The organism is Limnobacter thiooxidans, assembly GCF_036323495.1.
Classification (GTDB): Bacteria; Pseudomonadota; Gammaproteobacteria; order Burkholderiales; family Burkholderiaceae_B; genus Limnobacter; species Limnobacter thiooxidans.
On record NZ_AP028947.1, the window covers coordinates 591217 to 609342 of the forward strand.

Genomic DNA, 18126 nt, shown 5'->3' on the forward strand with positions numbered 1-18126 from the left:
CATGTCCATACATCGATCCAGGAAGTACAGTCAAGGTTACGGAACCGTACTGGTCGCTTTGATCGGTGCAGCGGGTGTGGCGGGGACCATCGGCTACGAGGCACGGCTGCAGGGCCAGACCGGCGAGCGCAACGAGTCGCTGAAAGGCTATTTGCAGGCGCGCGAACTGGCTTCCGAGCGGGTCATGATGATGCTGACCGCACTTGAAAAGGCAGCGGTGACACCCATTACCTTGCAAGGTGTCAATGCCGCTTCAGCCGACGTGGCGATTGCGCAGAACAGTCCAAATTCCCTTGAAGAACTGAGCAGCCAGAGCGGGGTCAATTTCTCTTCGCTGGGGCAGCAGTTAGGGGCAGAGGTACAAGCCACTTCAGGCTTTAAAAATGCCAGCCTGGAGTTGAACACCCGTATGCTGGGTGCGCAACCACGTGTGCTGCGTGATGCCCACGGCATTCCGGTCAGCCTGGAGTACACACTGCGGGTGAAAGGCAAGGGCTATTATTTCTGCCCTGCTGCTGGCAGCAAAACCGGTTGTGCCACGGGCGAGGCGGCCGCAGATTTGCGCTGGAAGGTACCTTTGCAGGTTGCAGCGTTGCCGGTCACGCCCCCGTCGGTAACACCAACAACGCCGACCACTACAACAGGCACTGGAACGCCCGTGACTACTGGATCAACGGGTGGTGGCGGCGGCGGTGGCGGAAGCGACCCCTGTGCAGCCTTGGCTCCACAAAACAGCAACCCCAATACAACCTCTGCAAGTTCTGTGGCAATCGCGACAAACACTGGCACGTTGACTTGCACGTCTGGCAATGTGGGGGCTGGTGGCAGCATCACGGTGGGCGGCAACGCGACAAATGGGCAGGGCACCAGCAACACGCAGGGTTCGGCAACCCATGGCAGCAATAACATTCATTCCACAACTACTGGCAATGGGTCTTTTGCTGGCAACACCACGACCAACGGCAATGGCACCCAGACCCAAAGTTCAGGCAACGCGGGCAATGTGCACAATGTGCCTGGGGCGACCACATCCACAGTGCCTGTAGTGGGCAGTTCCAGTGGAAAGTACTACCAGGCCACGTTAAGTGGTTCGCAAAGCAACAGGGCATTGCACCCATGGGAGCAATAATGAAATCGCGCGTGCGTGGCGACACGCTGATCTCGGTGTTGATCGGCGTGGCCTTGCTCAGCGTGGTGATCGTGGCCAGTGTGCAGGGTTCCGCAGGTATGCAGTTGATCAGCGCCAATATGCGCCAGCTTCTCCAGGGGGGCATGGTGTCGCTGGACGTGGCGGAAATTCTGAAGGCGAGAGCTCAGACCATTGCGGCCAGCGATGATTCATCGTCGACCAAGCTGGCGCAATTGAACGGATTCGTGAATGCGTTAACGCCCAAGTTGCAATTGCTGGGCAGCGACAGTTCAGACACCAGCGGCTACGACATTGATGTGTCTTCGGCTCAGTTGGTAGACAGTGATTTTGCCCAACTCACCTTGAATGTCAGCTGGAATTCCACCACAGGGCAAATGAATTCTGCGGAAGGACAAACCCTGAAGCTGCCGCTTGCTGCGGTGAATAGCGGGGGGGCAAACACAGGTTCGCGGGTGAGCATGCTGGGGTGGTCAGATTTGTCTGAAGTAGACGCGGGCAGCGTGTATGCGCCGGACTATTCACAAGGCTACGTGCCTTCAAACCAGGCGGCTACGCCGCCTGGTTCGCTGTAAAGCAATACGAAAAACCCCGTTTAATGGGTTACGCGAGATGTACCACCACCGCTGACCACACGAACACGTTCGCCGGGGCGAAACTGTTCATCGGCATCTTGGACGTAGGCACGCAAGGTGCCGTTGTCCATGCGCACGGTGATTTCATAACCTTGACGGTTTGACGCGTTGCGTTCAACTGCCTGGCCTGTGATACCGCCAGCCACTGCACCCAGCACTGCACCTACAGCGCGGCCACTGCCACCACCAATGTTGCTGCCTGCCAAGCCACCGATGATACCGCCAGCTGCTGTGCCCACGCCGTTGGTGTCGCCTTGAATGGTCACCGTGCGAACACTTTCTACAGTGCCCTGCTCGATGGTCTGTGCGCGGCGTGTTTCGCCTTCGCGATACACCTGGCCTGAGCTGCTTTGAGTAGCGCAGCCAGCCAGCGCGGAGAGCGCGATCAAGGCCACTGCACCGGTGCTTCTGAAACTAAACTGAATTGACTTGGCCATGATTTGATTTCCTTTCAAGTTACCAGGGTTGATGGCCGAATGCGGCGGCAAACCTGGACGCAATTTCTTCCTGGCTGTATTGGTAAGTTTGCGGACCTTTGACTGCAATTTTCAAGGAGCCCATCAAACTTGCCAGTTTCGCCGCATTAACAATGCCCATGCCTTCAGTCAGGCCGTAGAGCAAGCCTCCGCGGTACGCATCGCCGCAGCCAGTTGGGTCAGCGATTTTTTCAGCTTTAACGCACGGAATATCGTGCCGTTGACCCTTTTCAAAAATCCAGCTGCCTTCGGCCCCGCGAGTCACGACAAGGGCTTCCAGTTTCTCTGAAATCTGTTCCAGAGTGAGGCCGGTGCGGTCGCACAACATCTTGGCCTCATAGTCATTGACAGCTGCGTAGGTTGCAAGTTCCAGAAAACGGTCCAGTTCGGGTTTGCCGAACATGGGAAGACCCTGGCCCGGGTCGAATACGAAGGGCACACCGGCTGCTGCGAACTGCTCGGCATGCTGCATCATACCGTCGCGGCCGTCCGGGGCAATGATACCGATTGCAATGTCACCGGCATCGCTGACTTTGTTCAGGTGCGAATGGCTCATTGCACCGGGGTGAAATGCGGTGATCTGGTTGTCGTCGAGGTCGGTGGTGATGAAGGCCTGTGCGGTGAATTCTTCTGAAACCTGTTTCACGCAAGTGGTTTCAATGCCAAGTGTTTGCAGGCGTTGAAAATATCCACCCGCGTCGTGGCCAATTGTGGCCATGGGCACCGGCTTGCCGCCCAGCATGTTCAGGCTGTAGGCGATGTTGCCTGCACAGCCGCCCCAATCCTTGCGTAGGCTGGGTACCAGGAAGGCCACGTTCAGGATGTGAACCTGGTCGGGCAGGATCTGGTCTTTGAAACGGCCTTCAAACACCATGATGGTGTCGAATGCGATGGATCCGCAAATTAAAACGCGTTTGGACTGTGTTGAATGGGTACTCATGTGCAGCTTTTTCCGGTGAATGAAGTGGGTTGGCTCAGGCGGTGTCAGTTCTCGCGTGGGCCGTGGTCGTAAAGTTCAAGCCGAAAGCCTGTGGCAGCACTTTCGGGTAGTTGCTTGTTCAATGTGCTCAGGTTCAAGTATGCCAGCACTTCAACGGTTTGCTGGCCCGCAATAAGCGGCGCCTGGCTTGCGGAGCCTTCATCGCGCAGTTGGTAGTCGCCGGGTGCCAGTGATTTGCTGGCCATGACCAGGCCTTGGGGGTCAAGCAGTTCGATCTTCAGGTGGGGCCAGTGGCTAGGCAGGTTTTGCTGGTTGGTCAATGTCAGGTCAACGCGCACATTTTGCTCATCAAGCGCCTGCAAGCCGCTGCCCTCGACCTTCAAGGCCTGTGTGGCTGGCGTGGAAAACAGTTTTTGAACGGTGGGGGCTGATTGATTGATACGCGCAGCCAGTGCGGGAATTTGTTCTGCAAACGCGGTGCGTTGCCACCACAGGGTCTGAATTCCCAGGGCCAAAAGCAGCGCCAGGCAAGCCAATTTTAGAGCAGGGCTGCCTTGCCGGAAATTCAGCAGGGGTTTGTTGGTCGGGGATGTAGTGCCGAACAGATTTTCAGAACCTGTGCCATCTCCACCAGCAGGGTTGTGGTCGCTGCTGTAGCCGCTGTTGCTTTGGGTGGGGCTGAGGTCCAGCTTCTGCCACGCTTCAGTGTCCGCGGAGGTTAAATGCTCAATGCCTGAAAACACGGACTGGCATTGCCCGCAGCGTACTTTGCCTTCGTGCAGTTGCAATTGCCCCGACGTCACCTTGAACAGGGTGTTGCAGTTGGGGCAGCGCGTGGCCAGGCTCATGAGGTGGGTTTGTGTGCTTGATCAGTCTGCGGCTTTCTGGCCATGCAGGCACACCCAGCCGTCGCGTTCAGCCCACACCGACATGTCGATCCACTGGCGGTAATGTTCAATGACTTCTTCAGCTTGCCGCGCGAGCACGCCAGACAAGACCAACTGGCCACCCGCTTCTACATGGGCACACAGTGAGGGTGCCAAAACCTTCAGGGGGTTGGACAAAATATTGGCCACCACCACGGGGAACTGGCGCTTGGCCAGTGGGAAGTCGGGCAGGCCACAGGGCATTTCAACGCCATTGTTGCGGGCGTTGTAGGCGGTGCTGTCGACTGCCTGGGGGTCAATATCCACGCCAATGGCTTCAGCTGCACCCAGTTTCAATGCGGCGATGCCCAGAATGCCGGATCCGCAACCGTAATCGAGTACGGACATGCCCTTGAGCGGAAATTCGCTGAGCCAGCGCAGGCAAAGTGCAGTGGTGGGGTGTGAACCGGTGCCAAAGGCCAAGCCGGGGTCGAGGACCAGGTTGATTCGGTCATCAATGTGCTGGGGTTCGTGCCAGGAGGGCACAATCCACAGGCGGGCTGAAATGGCAATCGGGTCAAACTGGGATTGGGTCAGGCGAACCCAGTCTTCCTGGGGCACTTCGGTGTAGTCAATTTCAGCATCACCCAGCAATTCCCCGGGAATTTCGCCGAAAATCTGTTCACCTTCGCCCTTGTTGCGAAACAGCGCCACCACGTGGTTCAAGTTCCAGGCCGCCGATTCAGGTTCCATGCCGGGCTCGCCGAACAGGGGCTGTTCGTCTTCGCTGTCGGCATTGGCGTCTTCAAGGCTGACGGCCAGTGCACCCAGTTCCATGAGCAGGTCGGACACTTCGTCCGCTTGCTCAAAGGGCAGGGTCAGTTTGGCTTGAATCAGTGGTGTGCTCTGTTGGTTCATGCGTTTACTTATTTGACCCGTGTTTCCAGTTTGTTTTCAAGGTAGTGGATGCTGGTGCCGCCTTCGACAAACCGTGCATCTTCCATCAATTCCCGGTGAAGTGCGGTGTTGGTCTTGATGCCATCCACCACCAATTCCGCCAAGGCTTGGCGCATGCGGGCCATGGCCTGCTTGCGGTCTTCGCCGTAGGTGATTACTTTGGCGATCATGGAGTCGTAATGGGGGGGCACGTTGTAGCCACTGTAGACATGGGAATCGACGCGCACGCCGGGGCCGCCCGGTGCATGCCAGTTCTTGATCGGGCCGGGCGAGGGCACGAACTTGAACGGGTCTTCTGCGTTGATACGGCATTCCATGGCATGGCCACGGAATTCAATATCGCGCTGGCGAAAGCGCAGTTTCTGCCCCGCCGCAATGCGGATCTGTTCCTGAACAATGTCCACGCCAGTGATCATTTCAGTCACAGGGTGTTCAACTTGAACGCGCGTGTTCATTTCAATGAAGTAGAACTCGCCGTTTTCATAGAGGAATTCGAATGTGCCAGCACCGCGATAGCCGATTTTTCGGCACGCTTCCGCACAGCGTTCGCCGATGCGTTCAATCAGGCGTCGGGGAATGTTGGGTGCAGGTGCTTCCTCGATGACTTTTTGGTGGCGGCGCTGCATGGAACAATCGCGTTCGCCCAGCCACACGGCATTTTTGTGCTCGTCGGCCAGAATCTGGATTTCAATGTGCCGCGGGTTCTCAAGGAATTTTTCCATGTAAACCGCTGGGTTGTTGAATGCCGTTCCCGCCTCGTTTTTGGTCATGGCCACTGCGTTCACCAAGGCGGCTTCGGTATGTACCACGCGCATGCCGCGACCACCGCCACCGCCTGCGGCCTTGATAATCACCGGATAACCCACTTGTCGCGCAATTTTCACGATTTCGCGTGGATCGTCTGGTAACTCGCCTTCAGAACCCGGTACGCAAGGCACGCCGGCAGCGATCATGGCGCGCTTTGCGGACACTTTGTCGCCCATCAACAAGATGGATTCCGCGCGGGGACCAATGAACACAAAGCCGCTTTTTTCCACGCGGTCGGCGAAACTGGCGTTTTCAGACAGAAAGCCGTAGCCGGGGTGAATGGCTTCTGAGTCAGTGACTTCGGCAGCACTGATGATGGCTGGGATGTTGAGGTAGCTTTCGCGTGAATTGGGCGGGCCAATGCAAACGGATTCATCAGCCAGCTTGACGTACTTGGCATCCACGTCGGCGGTGGAGTAAACCGCCACGGTTTTGATGCCCATTTCCTTGCAGGCGCGCAGAATGCGCAACGCTATTTCGCCACGATTGGCGATCAGAATTTTTCCGAACATGGTGTGCTCCTGTTCTATTCGATGATGAACAGAGCTTGACCAAACTCCACGGGCTGACCGTTTTCGACCAGAATGGCTTTGACCACGCCGGACTTGTCGCTCTCGATTTCATTGAGCAGCTTCATGGCTTCAATGATACAAATCGTCTGGCCTTCTTTCACCGTCGTGCCAATTTCCACAAAATTGGAGGCGCCGGGATTGGGCGCGCGGTAAAAGGTACCAACCATGGGCGAGGTCACTTTGTGACCCGCATCCACAGGTGCCGCGGCGGGTGCTTCAACTGCCATGGCCGGTGCGGCCATTGCTGGCGCCTGTTGCATCATTTGATGCGGCATGGCCATGGTGTATTGGGGTTGGCTTTTGACGATGCGAACCTTGCCTTCACCTTCAGTCACTTCCAGTTCGGAAATGTCGGATTCAGCCACCAGGTCGATCAATGTTTTTAGCTTTCTGAGGTCCATTTACTTGCTCCATCTAGGGAGGTTGGTTGTGGGCCCGCTCAAGTGACGGGCCGTCTTGTATGGCAATGCACAACCAAGTTCACGGTTAGCTTAGCTTAATAACTTAGCCTATTAACTGAGCTTAACTTCGCTTAGTGTGCACTGAAAATCAATTATTTTCCACCTTGGCGGGTTGTATTGAGCCTTGCTTCATGGCTCGCCCAGCGTCAGCGTTGCGTGAGCATACCTGATTTTACCGGTGTAATGCGTTGGTGATCGTGCTCATCTGTATTCTGCCGGCTTCTGTCAGTAATTCATTACCATTTTCGTCCAATATGACGGTAAATGGTAATCCTCCCTGTTTGTTACCCAGGGCTTTGCCAAGCTCGGTGCCTGTCATGCCTGCCAGCACGATAGGATAATTTACTGGTGTTTTTTGAAGAAATTGTTGCACATTCGAAGGAGAATCAATGGCAATGCCGATCAACTCGACATTCCTGGCCTGAAGCTCGGGGTACAGCTCGTCCAGTTCCGGCATTTCTTCCACGCAGGGGGGGCACCACGTGGCCCAGAAGTTCAAGACCACCACCTTGCCCTTCAAGGCACCCAGGTCGAGCGAACCGCCTTGCGGTGTTTCAAAAGTGTAGCCGTTCAAAGGGTAGGCGGGTTCACCTTGCGGTTTCAAGCCAAAATAAAGGCCAATCGCCAGGGCGATGATGGCTGTAACAATGGGGATCAGTTTGTTGCTCATTGCGCTTCTCATGGTGCTTCTATCAGGCGGGCCAGGCCCGCAATGTCAGTTTGGAAAACGGTGCCGTCAGGTGCCTGCCTGTTGAGTAACCCGCGGCGTTGCATGTGGTTGGCCACCCCCAACTGGAACCAACGCTGTTTCCAGCGAAAGGCGACAGCAGGAAATGATTTGCCAGCCAGCAAGGCGTCTTCGCAAGCGTCGAAGTTGATGTTCTGGTTTAACAGCCAGTAGTCCACTTCTTTCTCGTCGTCGGCAAATGCAATCAGGTGAATGTCGGAATGGGCGCTGCCTGTACCGTTAACCGCAGCCCCGTACACAATCGGTTCGAATTGCGCCAAACCTTGCATGAATTGGAGTGCAATTTCGCGCAATTCGTTCAATTCGCCAGGTTGGCTATCGGCTTGAAACAGGGCTTGATATGCGCGAAGTTCGTCTTGAATGTCTTGGTCAGAGGGCAGCCTGTCACGCGGAATGCGCTGTTTGCCCACTTTTGATTTCACGGCTTGGTTGCGGGCTGTGGCGTAATCCAGGCCTTCCTCGGCGATCAGGCGGGCGGCAGTCATCGCAATTTCAATGCGAAGTTCGTCTTGCGGGGCGAAGAATTCTTCCATACCGGCAGTGTATCCAAATTCACAGGCACTACAATATGGGCTTGTTCTGAAAGGAAGAAAGAATGCACATCCACATTCTCGGCATTTGTGGCACCTTCATGGGCGGTGTTGCCCAATTGGCCAAGGCCTTGGGCCACACCGTGACCGGTTGCGACGCAAATGTCTACCCGCCAATGAGTACCCAACTGACCGAATCGGGCATTGCGCTGACCGAGGGGTTTGGCGTGGAACAGTTGGCCATCAAGCCCGATTTGTGGGTTGTGGGCAATGTGGTGTCCCGGGGCAACCCCCTGATGGAGGCCATTCTGAATCAGGGCTTGCCATACACCAGTGGGCCACAATGGGTGGGTGAACACATATTGCGTGGCCGAAAGGTGATGGCGGTGGCCGGTACCCACGGCAAAACCAGCACCAGCTCCATGTTGGCCTGGGTGTTGCAGCAAGCGGGTTTGAACCCCGGCTTTTTGATTGGTGGCGTGCCCGGCGGTTTTGGTGTGTCGGCCAGTTTGGGGCAGGGCGATTGTTTCGTGATCGAGGCCGATGAATACGACACGGCGTTTTTCGACAAACGCTCGAAGTTCGTGCATTACCGCCCCACAGTCGCGGTGTTGAACAACCTTGAATTTGATCATGCGGATATTTTTCCCGACCTGGCCGCCATTGAAACCCAGTTTCACCACCTGGTGCGCACCGTGCCGGGCAATGGTCGCGTGGTGTGCCCTGCGAACACCGACTCGCTTGAACGAGTTTTGAAGCGCGGTTGCTGGACGCCGGTTGAGCGGTTTTCTGCCGAAACCGCTGAGGGCAATGATGCGCCTTGGCAGGCCCGCGTATTGGGGGCCTCGAAATTTGAAGTGTTGAAAGACGGCGAAAGCAAGGGCTTGGTCAATTGGGACTGGTCGGGCTTGCACAATGTGAACAATGCCCTGGCCGTGGTGGCGGCAGCCCATGCTGTAGGTGTCGCTGTTTCAGTCGCCTGCGCTGCCTTGAGCAGTTTTCCCGGTGTAAAGCGCCGGATGGAGCTGCGGGGCGAAGTGCGCGGTGTGCGGGTCTATGACGATTTTGCCCATCACCCCACCGCAATTGCCACCACGCTGGAAGGTGCCAAGGCCAGAATGGCTGAAGTGGCCGCAGCAAATGGGCAACAGGCAGGTCGACTGATCGCCTTGTTTGAGCCGCGGTCCAACACCATGAAGATGGGCACCTTGGCGCAGGCCTTGCCTGCTTCGTTTGACAGTGCGGAATCCGTGGTGTGCTACACCGCTGGCATTCAGTGGAATGTGCGCGACACCTTGGGCACCTTGGGTGACAGGCTGTTCACAAGCGACAATCTGGACGAGGTGATCCAGCACGTGCTGGATCAGGCCAAGCCGGGCGACTGGATTGTGGCCATGAGCAATGGTTCGTTTGGCGGCATTCACCAGAAACTTTTGAGCGCCTTGGGCGATCAAGCCGGGGCATTGGCTTGACCCCGTTTGTGTTGAAAAGCCCCGGCCGTTTTGCCCGAACGGCAGGCGTTGCAGAACTGGTGGTGTACCTGCACGGTTTCAGGTCTTCATCGAAATCGATGAAAGCGCAGACCATGATTGATGTGTTCGCGAATGCTGGGTTGAGTAGCCATTTATGGGTGCCTGATTTACCCGCGTCGCCCGCCCAGGCCTTGGCTTTGGTCGAGAACCAGTTGCACGGGCGTTTGCAAAGCAGGCCGGATTTGTCGCTAACATTTATTGGCAGTTCGCTGGGTGGGTTTTATGCGACGGTGCTGGGCGAGCGTTATCCACAGGCCAGCGTGGTGCTGTTGAACCCAGCCATCAAGCCGTATGACGATTTGCAGGATCAAATCGGCAAGAAGAAAGTGTACTTTTCCGATGAAGAAATCGAGTTCGTGCCCGCTTACCTGGACGATCTGAAAGCCATGGAGCGAACCAGCCTGACCAAGCCCGAGCGCTATTTTCTGGTGGCTGCCCGAGACGACGAAGTGTTGAACTGTGACACCATGCTGAGGCGTTATCAAGGTGCGCACCAGTTGCACTTGTTGGGCTCGGACCATGCCTTGAGCGATTTTGATGAAATATTGCCATTCGTGAAACTGACCGTGGGTTTGCAATGACAGGCCGGGTGGTCTGGACAGCACATTGCCCACCGTCCTGGCCTGCGTGGGCTCGTGACTGGGCCACAACCAAAGGGTCACTGACATTGCGTTTGTCGGGGTTGAACCGCGGTTTTCGGGTTGAGCCGGTTGTTCAGGGCCAGGTGTTGAACCCGCGTGGCCCGTTCCTGCCCGCTGGCAGTGATGCGGGTGGCTTGATGCGTCAGCGTTTGGTGCGTTTGCATGTGAACAACGAGCCCGTGGTGCTTGCGCAAACCCTGGTCAAAATGAACGGGGCGGTGAGCGACTGGCATTTTTGGCGCGGGCTGGGTTCACGTTCTTTGGGGTCGGTGTTGTTTTCCGACCCACGCGTCAAGCGGGGAAATTTGTACTTTGCACGCCTGCCCTTGGGGCAGACCTGGGTACAGCAGTTGTTAAGCCCCCAGTTGCGAGCTGAAATGAATACCTTGGGTTCGGGCCGGGTGTGGTACGCCCGATGCGCGCGTTTTTCGCGCCAACCTGACCGAACACCGTTGTGGGTGATGGAAGTGTTCCTGCCCCAACTTGAATTTTATCTTTAGGACAGTTGATGAATTTGTATTATGAAGAGGCCGGTGCCTTCAAAGTAGGTCGCGTGCTTCAAGACCAGGGCAATGCCTTTCAGGTAGAAACCTTGCATGGCAAACGCACCAAGGTGAAATCCAACAGCGTGATGCTGAAATTCGATACGCTGGAATGCGCGGAATTTCACACCCAGGTTGAAGCATTGGCCAAGGACGTGGACACTGAGTTTTTGTGGGAATGCGCCCCGGAAGGCGAGTTCGATTTCAATGTGATGGCCGTGGAATATTTTGGCGAGAAGCCCACCGTAGTTCAACAGGCCGCCACCTTGGCTGCTCTGCATGCGGCGCCCATTCATTTTCACCGCAAAGGCAAGGGCATGTACCGTGCCGCGCCGCCTGAAATTTTGCAGGCAGCCCTGGCGGGCCTGGAGAAAAAGCGCCTGGCTGCAGAACAACAGCAGGCCTGGGCCGATGCTTTGGTGCGTCGCGAATTGCCGGAAGGTTTTGCCAAACAGGCGGCGGTATTGCTGGTGCGGCCCGATAAAAACAGTGCAGAGTACAAGGCCTTGATGCTGGCCTGCACGGAAGCAGGCCGGTCACCCGATGTGTTGCTGATTGAATGCGGTGCGTTCAAATCGGTACATGAAATGATGCGCGCGCGCTTTGCGGCCGTGTACTTTCCCAAGGGCCCGGAAATTGACCTGCCTGCACCCGACGTGCCGGCCGATCTGGCCGATTTGCCTGTGGCCAATGTGCGTGCCTTTTCAATCGACGACATTTCAACCACCGAAATTGATGATGCCTTCAGCGTGGTGTGGCTCGATGAAACCCGCGCGCGCATCGGCGTGCACATTGCGGCCCCAGCGCTTTTGATTCCCCGTGGCAGCCCTTACGACCGTGTCGCCCGCGAACGACTTTCCACCGTGTATGCACCCGGCGACAAGATCACCATGCTGCCTGACCAGGTGGTCGAGTTGGCCACGCTGGCAGAAGGCCGCACCGTGCCCAGTGTCAGCATTTACGTAGAAGTGAGCACGGAAACAGGCGAGTTGCTCAGTGAGCCCTACAGCGCGATTGAACAGGTGCCCATGGCCGCCAACCTGCGCCACAATCACCTGGATGCAGCCCTGTCCAAGGAAGTGCTGGAAGACCCCGAGTTGAATCAGCTCGACGTGGTGGGCGAGTTTTTCCCGGCTTTGAAAATGTTGTGGAAAAGTTCGTGCGTGTTGCGCATGGAACGTGAAATTGCGCGCGGCCAGCCCGAGAAACACACGCGAATCGATTTCAATTTCTACGTGGCAGAAGATGGCACAGTTGAAATTCAACCCCGCCGCCGCGATGCCCCGCTGGATTTGTTGGTGGCCGAATGGATGATCTACGTGAACCGGGAATGGGGTGGCATGCTGGATGAGTGCAAGGTCACCGGCATTTATCGGGTGCAACCGCCCATGGGCCGCGTGCGCATGTCCACACACGCCGCGCCACACGTGGGCCTGGGTGTTCCGCAATATGCGTGGAGTACTTCGCCCCTTCGCCGTTACGTGGATTTGGTGAACCAGCAACAATTGATTTCCCTATTGCGCCAGGAGCCGCCCGTGTACACCGCGACCGATGCGGAACTGTTGTCGGCCGTGAACAGTTTTGATGTCACCTACAAAGCCTACGCCGAGTTTCAGCAAAGCATGGAACGCTATTGGTGCCTGCGCTGGATTCAGCAAAAAGGCCGCAAGCAGTTTGATGGCGTGGTGGTGAAAGATGAACTGGTTCGGCTCGACGACATTCCCCTGTTTGTTCGCCTGGTGGGTGTGACATCCCCAGGCCGTGGCGTTCAGGTTGAATTGGAACTGGACCAGGTGGATGAACTGACACTGACCGTGTCCTGCAAATTGCTGGCTTTGAAAAAGGGCACGCCCACGCGCTTGCTCGATGACGAGGAAGAAGAGGAAGTTGAAGCCGAGTCTTCCTCTGCTGCACCAGACGAAACAGGCTTACCCGAGCTGCCCGCTTCAGTGGCGGATGTGAATGTGGATGCTGAGCAATCTGGAGAACCCCAGGCGTGAACACAATGCGCGCACCCTTTGGCGAAGTGAACTTGAAAAAGGCCTTGCTGCTGTCGGTGTTCGTGCACGCCCTGTTTTTGCTGGTGCATTTTTCAAAGCCCAAGGCGGACACTGCGTTCAGTCGTCCGCTGGAAGTGATTCTGGTCAATGCCCAATCCCAAAAAGCGCCCAATGATGCCAAGGTGCTTGCCCAGGTTGCCCTGGATGGTGGTGGGCAGACCGACAAGGGCAGGGCCACAACATTGCCGGGCCAGGCGGACGATGCCGTGAATCAGCGTGAGCTGATTTCCAGCCAGGAACGGCTGAAAGAATTGGAAACGCTGCAGCGCAACCTGGCCGGCGCGGAGTTGCGAACTAAGCCGCAGAATGAAACGCCTGACACCCGCACCGGCAACGATCCAAAAAGCCAGCGCGCATTGGAAGTGAAACGCCTGCAGGCGCAAATTGCGGACAACATCAAAAGCTACAACGAGCGGCCAAGAAAACATTTTTTCTCGCCTAGAACCTCGCCCTATGCTTTTGCAATTTATGAAGAAGCGTGGCGTGCCAAGGTAGAACAGGTTGGAAATGCCAACTACCCCGATGAATTAAAGGGCCGCATCTACGGCAAATTGCGCTTGACGGCTTATGTGCGCCAGGACGGTACACTGGAAGATGTGGAGGTCGACCGCTCATCGGGATCTGCTGTGCTGGATCGCGCAGCGCTGCGTATTTTGAGAATGTCTACACCTTTTCCGCCATTTCCATCCGAAATGCGTCAAAAGGCAGATATCTTGGCCATCACCCGAACCTGGGTGTTCAGCCGGGACACCATCAGCACGGAATACTGAGTTTTCTGGAGAATTTGTTGAGCACGCCCAATTGCCCTGTTGATCACCGTATTGAGCGCTATGTGGTGATTGGTAACCCGATTGCCCACAGCATGTCCCCGGCGATTCATACCGACTTTGCAGCACAGCTTGAAATGCCTTTGCAGTATGCCCGTGTGCTGGCACCACTTGGCGGTTTCAAGCAAACCGTCAGGGCCCTGAAGGCTGCAGGTGTGCAGGGTGCCAATGTCACGGTGCCTTTCAAGCTGGACGCATTCGGACTGGCTGATGTGTTGTCACCTGCCGCGCAATTTGCCCAGGCTGCCAACACCTTGATCTTTCAAGCCGATGGAAGCATTCACGCCGACAACACGGATGGCGGTGGCCTGTGCCGCGACTTGTCGCGCCAACTGAAAACTCTGGGCTTGCAACTTGAGCAGTGCCAGGTGTTGATGATTGGCGCAGGTGGCGCAGCAAGCGGCTGCGTGGCGGCCTTTCACGCGGCGGGCGTTCATCATTTGACGGTGTTGAACCGCACTGTTGGCAAAGCCCGCGAGCTGGCTGAACGCGCAGAAGCGATTGACCTGCCTGCTGCGGGCGGCAGCCTGGACACACCACCCAGTCATTTCGAAATTCCGGGTGCACCGGTGGTCATCGTGAATGCCTCGTCGAGCAGCCTGAATGGCGATGTGCCCCTGATACACCCAGCTTGGTTCGAGCGTGCTGTGCTGGTATACGACATGATGTATGCCGCGCAACCTACCCCTTTCATGCAGGCGCTGGAAAGCACGGGCCTACCGTGCAGCGATGGTCTGGGCATGTTGGTGTTTCAAGCCCAATTGGCATTCGAGGTGTGGACTGGCCAGTCGCCCAATGCCCTTGAAACCCTGACCAAAGTTCGGCAACTCGTGCTGGCCAAGGCAGCTGTTCAATGAACGCCATGGCACGCCGAAAAGCAGGCCAGCCGGCCCGTACCCGAAAGTTCAGCCTGAACCCGCTGGTGTGGCTGTGGCGTATTTTCTTCTGGGGTTTCTGCGCCGTTGTATTGCTTCAACTTTGGTACTTGGTGCAAATCGCGGTGTGGACCCACGTGAACCCGTCCAGCACCAGTTTCATGCAAACACGCCTTGCTGAAATTCGCGAAACCGAGCCGGGCTTTCAACTCAAGCACGAGTGGGTGCCTTACGACAAAATTTCGCTCAACCTGAAACGTGCCGTGATTGCGGCTGAGGACAGCGGATTCATGACCCACAAGGGCGTGGAAATGGAGGCGATTGAGCTGGCCATCAAGCGAAATGCACGGCGTGGCCGCGTGACGCACGGGGGGTCGACCATCACCCAGCAGTTGGCCAAAAACCTGTTTTTGACCAGCAAGCGAAGTTACATCCGAAAAGGTCAGGAGCTGGTGATCGCCCTCATGATCGAAGCACTTTGGGACAAGCGTCGTATTCTTGAGGTGTACCTGAATGTGGTGGAGTGGGGCAATGGTGTGTATGGGGCTCAGGCTGCAGCCCGACACCATTTCGGTGTCAATGCTGCGCAGTTGAGCAGTTACCAGGCTGCCCGCATGGCGGGCATGTTGCCCGCGCCACGTTACTTCGACAAACGCCGCAATTCACCTTTTTTAGCCCGCAAAACAGGCACCTTGCAAAAGCGCATGTTCCAGGTGGTGGTGCCCAAATAAGTTATGTGGATTCCTCGCCCAGCAGCGTTGCCCAAAGGGTACGGATGGGTTTGCGCAACACCATCATGGCCGGGTCGCTGGTTCGTGATTTGTCGTGCCCGGCCAGCCGCAATGCATGTTGCTTGGCGCGCAACTGCCGATAGGCATCGGCCACATAGTTTGCCAGGTTGGCTGGCAGCAAACCCAACTCACCGGCCTTTTTAAGTAGCGCAATATTGCCCTTGTTTTGGGTCAGCTCTGGGTAAAAATGGGAATGGCCCAACACCAGCGCCTGCACCATGAATTCCACGTCCACCATGCCACCCAGGTCGTGTTTCACATCAAACAGCTCGGTGTGGTTGGGGTGCCCTTCCAGCATTTTGTGGCGCATGTCCAATACTTCTTTTTTCACATCGTCCCAGTTTCTTGGCAGCTGAAGAATTTCTTCACGCAGGTTCTCGAATTTTTTTCCGATTTCCGCATCACCCACGCAAAAGCGTGCGCGGGTCAGGGCCTGGTGCTCCCAGAACCAGGCACCCACGCCGCCTTCGCGGCGTTGATAGTCTTCAAACGAGGCCACGCTGCTGACCAGTAAACCTGCTTCGCCGTTGGGGCGTAGCCGGAAGTCGGTTTCAAACAGGGTACCCGCGGCGGTTTGTGTGGTCAGCCAGCGGTTCATTCGTTTGGCCAGTTGGGCGTACAAATCGGGTGCCCTGTCATCGCTGTCTTCAAACAGGAATATCAGGTCAAGGTCGGATGAGTAACCCAGTTCCTTGCCACCATGTTTTCCGTAGGCCACCACGGCAAACCGGGGTTGGGCGCGGTGGCGCTTGGGCAGTTGGTCCCAGGCCTGAACAAGAATCAAGTCCAGCGTGCAGTCTGCAAGGGCGGACAACAAATCGGACACATGCTCCACGGTCAGCAGGTTTTCAAGGTCTTGGGCCAGAATCCTGAACAGCTGTGCATGGTGCTGTTCGCGGATCAGGTCCATCTGGCGTTCCAGGTCAGGTTGTCCGTCCGGCATTTTGGCCTGGTCCAGCATCTCCCGTAGCTGTTGTTTCCATTCATCCAGATTGGGCGGCGTCAGCAAGGTGCGGCTGTCCAGCAGTTCGTCCAGCAACAGCGGGTGCCGGATCAGGAAATTGGCAGCCCATGGGCTGGCCGCCAGCATGCGGCTGACCCGCATTCGCGCAATCGGGTATTCGTCCAGCAAGCTCAAGTAGGCACCGCGTCTTGACACGGTTTCGATCAGGTCGCAGCAATGTCGCCAGCAGGAATCGGGTGCCGATGATGCTCCCGCTGCAGCCAGCAGGGTGGGCATCAGCCTGTCCACCCGTTCCCTGTGGGCGGTGGGCAGTGCCTGGTAGCGGCTGGATTCAATTAAATGCTGGTAGCGATCCTGGGCGGCCTGGGGGTTGCTGAACCCTTGGGTCAGCGAGTCGGCCCAGGGCAATTCAAGGCTGGGAGTTTCTTCGTCTTCCTGCTTGTCACCGAACACCACGTCGAAATGGCTGGCCACGTAGTCCATGTGGCGATTCAATGCTTTTACAAAATTGCCCGGGTCCTGAAAACCCATGGACCTTGCAATTCGCAACACTTCGGTTGGCGAGGCGGGCAGTCGGTGGGTTTGTGCATCGTCGACGTATTGCAAACGGTGCTCCAGGTTGCGCAAGAAACGGTAAGCAGTCACCAGTTTGTCGTGGTCTTCCTGAGTAATCAGGCCCAGCTCCAGGCACACCTCGAGCACATCCACTGTGCGGCGCAATTGCAATTTGGGTTCGCGGCCGCCGCGGATCAACTGAAATGCCTGGGCCGTGAATTCAATTTCACGAATGCCGCCCCGGCCCAGTTTCACGTGCACCGAGCCGGGGTGCTGGTTTTCACGTTTGCTGACTTCACTTCGGATTTGCACGTGCAGGGCGCGCAAGGCGCGAATTGATCCAAAGTCCAAATATTTGCGAAATACAAAAGGCCGCACAATGTTGTTCAAATTGTCCAGGCTTTGCTGAAATGCGGCATCCTGTTCGGGGTCTACTGCCCAGTTCACCACGCGCGCCTTGATCCAGGCGTAGCGTTCCCATTCGCGGCCTTGCACCACGAAGTACTCTTCCAGCATGTCCTGGCTGACCACCAGTGGACCTGAATCTCCGTTGGGGCGCAGGCGCATGTCCACGCGAAACACGAAGCCTTCATCGGTTACTTCGGAAATGATCTTGATCAGGCGCTTGCCCACCTGTGTGAAAAACTCGGCATGCGATTGAGTTTTGCCCGTGGGGCCACCCAGTGTGTCTGCATCTTCGTTGTAAAGGAAAATCAGGTCGATGTCGCTCGACGCATTCAATTCAAGCCCGCCCAGTTTGCCCATGCCCACCACCATCAGGCAATCGCCCCGGGCCGGTTCGCCAAATCGTTCCGCCTGCAGCCTGTGGCTCAGCTTCAAACCAATTTGGACGGCGGCATCTGCCAAAAAAGACAGCGCTTCAGTCACTTCGAACAAATCCACCTTGCCCTGCAGGTCACGGCGCATGATTTCTATCATGCTGCGCTGGCGAACCAAGCGAAGTTCAGCCATCAAGGCCTTTTCGTCTGTTAATTCGCGTGATTTTTCAAGCCAGTTGTCGATACAGGTCAGCAGGTGTTCCCCGTCGAACTGGTCGGTGTCCCACTGGGGAAAGCGATTCAGCCACCGTTTGGCATACTCTGAATGTGTAGGCCAAACGGGATGATAGAAATCCAGTGGGTCGTTCATGCGTGTCGTTATATAAAAAGTGAAGCTTGGTTCTACAATAGCGTACTACAG

General features: G+C 56.5%; 18 protein-coding genes. 9 read left to right on the forward strand and 9 right to left on the reverse strand.

Annotated features, from left to right (window positions below; translation table 11 throughout):
• The first annotated feature begins 1 nt into the window (after position 1).
• Together RGQ30_RS02705 and RGQ30_RS02710 are read left to right on the forward strand one after the other, a co-directional pair.
• Positions 2-1129, forward strand: coding sequence for a hypothetical protein (locus RGQ30_RS02705; protein ID WP_130558447.1), 1128 nt, complete (start codon positions 2-4; stop codon positions 1127-1129).
• Positions 1129-1722, forward strand: a complete 594-nt coding sequence (locus RGQ30_RS02710; protein ID WP_130558446.1) for a type IV pilus modification PilV family protein — start codon at positions 1129-1131, stop codon at positions 1720-1722. The genes RGQ30_RS02705 and RGQ30_RS02710 overlap by 1 nt, the downstream gene beginning before the upstream one ends.
• A gap of 20 nt (positions 1723-1742) precedes the next feature.
• Here the strand turns inward: RGQ30_RS02710 and RGQ30_RS02715 are convergent, their stop codons facing one another.
• The 8 genes from RGQ30_RS02715 to RGQ30_RS02755 form a co-directional block, all read right to left on the reverse strand.
• Positions 1743-2219, reverse strand: coding sequence for an outer membrane lipoprotein (locus RGQ30_RS02715; protein ID WP_130558445.1), 477 nt, complete (start codon positions 2217-2219; stop codon positions 1743-1745).
• Between the two features lie 19 nt (positions 2220-2238).
• Entirely contained in the window at positions 2239-3198 is a 960-nt protein-coding gene (locus tag RGQ30_RS02720) for a carbohydrate kinase family protein (protein ID WP_130558444.1), read from the reverse strand.
• 44 nt (positions 3199-3242) lie between these two features.
• Positions 3243-4046, reverse strand: a complete 804-nt coding sequence (locus tag RGQ30_RS02725) for a zinc-ribbon and DUF3426 domain-containing protein (RefSeq protein ID WP_420915157.1) — start codon at positions 4044-4046, stop codon at positions 3243-3245.
• A gap of 21 nt (positions 4047-4067) precedes the next feature.
• Positions 4068-4982 (reverse strand): 50S ribosomal protein L11 methyltransferase, encoded by a 915-nt coding sequence (gene prmA / locus RGQ30_RS02735; RefSeq protein ID WP_130558443.1) that lies wholly within the window; start codon positions 4980-4982, stop codon positions 4068-4070.
• An 8-nt stretch (positions 4983-4990) separates the two neighbouring features.
• Entirely contained in the window at positions 4991-6340 is a 1350-nt protein-coding gene (gene accC / locus RGQ30_RS02740; RefSeq protein ID WP_130558442.1) for an acetyl-CoA carboxylase biotin carboxylase subunit, read from the reverse strand.
• A gap of 14 nt (positions 6341-6354) precedes the next feature.
• Complete coding sequence (gene accB / locus RGQ30_RS02745) at positions 6355-6801, reverse strand: acetyl-CoA carboxylase biotin carboxyl carrier protein (RefSeq protein ID WP_130558441.1); 447 nt, start codon at positions 6799-6801, stop codon at positions 6355-6357.
• Between the two features lie 232 nt (positions 6802-7033).
• Positions 7034-7531, reverse strand: coding sequence for a TlpA disulfide reductase family protein (locus RGQ30_RS02750; protein WP_130558440.1), 498 nt, complete (start codon positions 7529-7531; stop codon positions 7034-7036).
• Between the two features lie 8 nt (positions 7532-7539).
• Entirely contained in the window at positions 7540-8142 is a 603-nt protein-coding gene (locus RGQ30_RS02755) for a UDP-N-acetylmuramate--alanine ligase (protein ID WP_130558439.1), read from the reverse strand.
• 62 nt (positions 8143-8204) lie between these two features.
• Here RGQ30_RS02755 and mpl point away from each other — a divergent pair, with 62 nt between their 5' ends.
• Genes mpl through mtgA form a run of 7 tightly spaced genes read left to right on the forward strand, consistent with a single transcriptional unit; the run spans position 8205 to position 15347 of the window.
• The gene (gene mpl, locus RGQ30_RS02760; protein ID WP_130558438.1) at positions 8205-9611 is read left to right on the forward strand and encodes a UDP-N-acetylmuramate:L-alanyl-gamma-D-glutamyl-meso-diaminopimelate ligase; all 1407 of its coding nucleotides are present in this window, start codon (positions 8205-8207) and stop codon (positions 9609-9611) included.
• Positions 9608-10252, forward strand: a complete 645-nt coding sequence (locus tag RGQ30_RS02765; RefSeq protein ID WP_338284693.1) for a YqiA/YcfP family alpha/beta fold hydrolase — start codon at positions 9608-9610, stop codon at positions 10250-10252. The genes mpl and RGQ30_RS02765 overlap by 4 nt, the downstream gene beginning before the upstream one ends.
• Positions 10249-10812 carry a chorismate--pyruvate lyase family protein gene (locus tag RGQ30_RS02770; protein WP_130558437.1) on the forward strand — a complete coding sequence of 188 codons (564 nt, stop codon included), beginning with the start codon at positions 10249-10251 and terminating at the stop codon, positions 10810-10812. Before RGQ30_RS02765 ends, RGQ30_RS02770 begins: the two co-directional genes overlap by 4 nt.
• Positions 10813-10820: 8 nt before the next feature.
• Entirely contained in the window at positions 10821-12854 is a 2034-nt protein-coding gene (locus tag RGQ30_RS02775; RefSeq protein WP_130558436.1) for a ribonuclease catalytic domain-containing protein, read from the forward strand.
• A 5-nt stretch (positions 12855-12859) separates the two neighbouring features.
• Positions 12860-13684 carry an energy transducer TonB gene (locus tag RGQ30_RS02780; RefSeq protein ID WP_130558435.1) on the forward strand — a complete coding sequence of 275 codons (825 nt, stop codon included), beginning with the start codon at positions 12860-12862 and terminating at the stop codon, positions 13682-13684.
• Positions 13685-13701: 17 nt separating this feature from the next.
• Positions 13702-14598 carry a shikimate dehydrogenase gene (gene aroE, locus RGQ30_RS02785; RefSeq protein WP_338284694.1) on the forward strand — a complete coding sequence of 299 codons (897 nt, stop codon included), beginning with the start codon at positions 13702-13704 and terminating at the stop codon, positions 14596-14598.
• A complete protein-coding gene (gene mtgA, locus RGQ30_RS02790; RefSeq protein ID WP_338284695.1) occupies positions 14595-15347 on the forward strand; it encodes a monofunctional biosynthetic peptidoglycan transglycosylase in 753 nt (250 codons plus the stop codon). Before aroE ends, mtgA begins: the two co-directional genes overlap by 4 nt.
• A gap of 1 nt (position 15348) precedes the next feature.
• Here the strand turns inward: mtgA and glnE are convergent, their stop codons facing one another.
• Positions 15349-18075: a bifunctional [glutamate--ammonia ligase]-adenylyl-L-tyrosine phosphorylase/[glutamate--ammonia-ligase] adenylyltransferase gene (glnE, locus tag RGQ30_RS02795; RefSeq protein ID WP_130558433.1), complete on the reverse strand. Its 2727-nt coding sequence runs from the start codon at positions 18073-18075 to the stop codon at positions 15349-15351.
• Positions 18076-18126 lie beyond the last annotated feature (51 nt).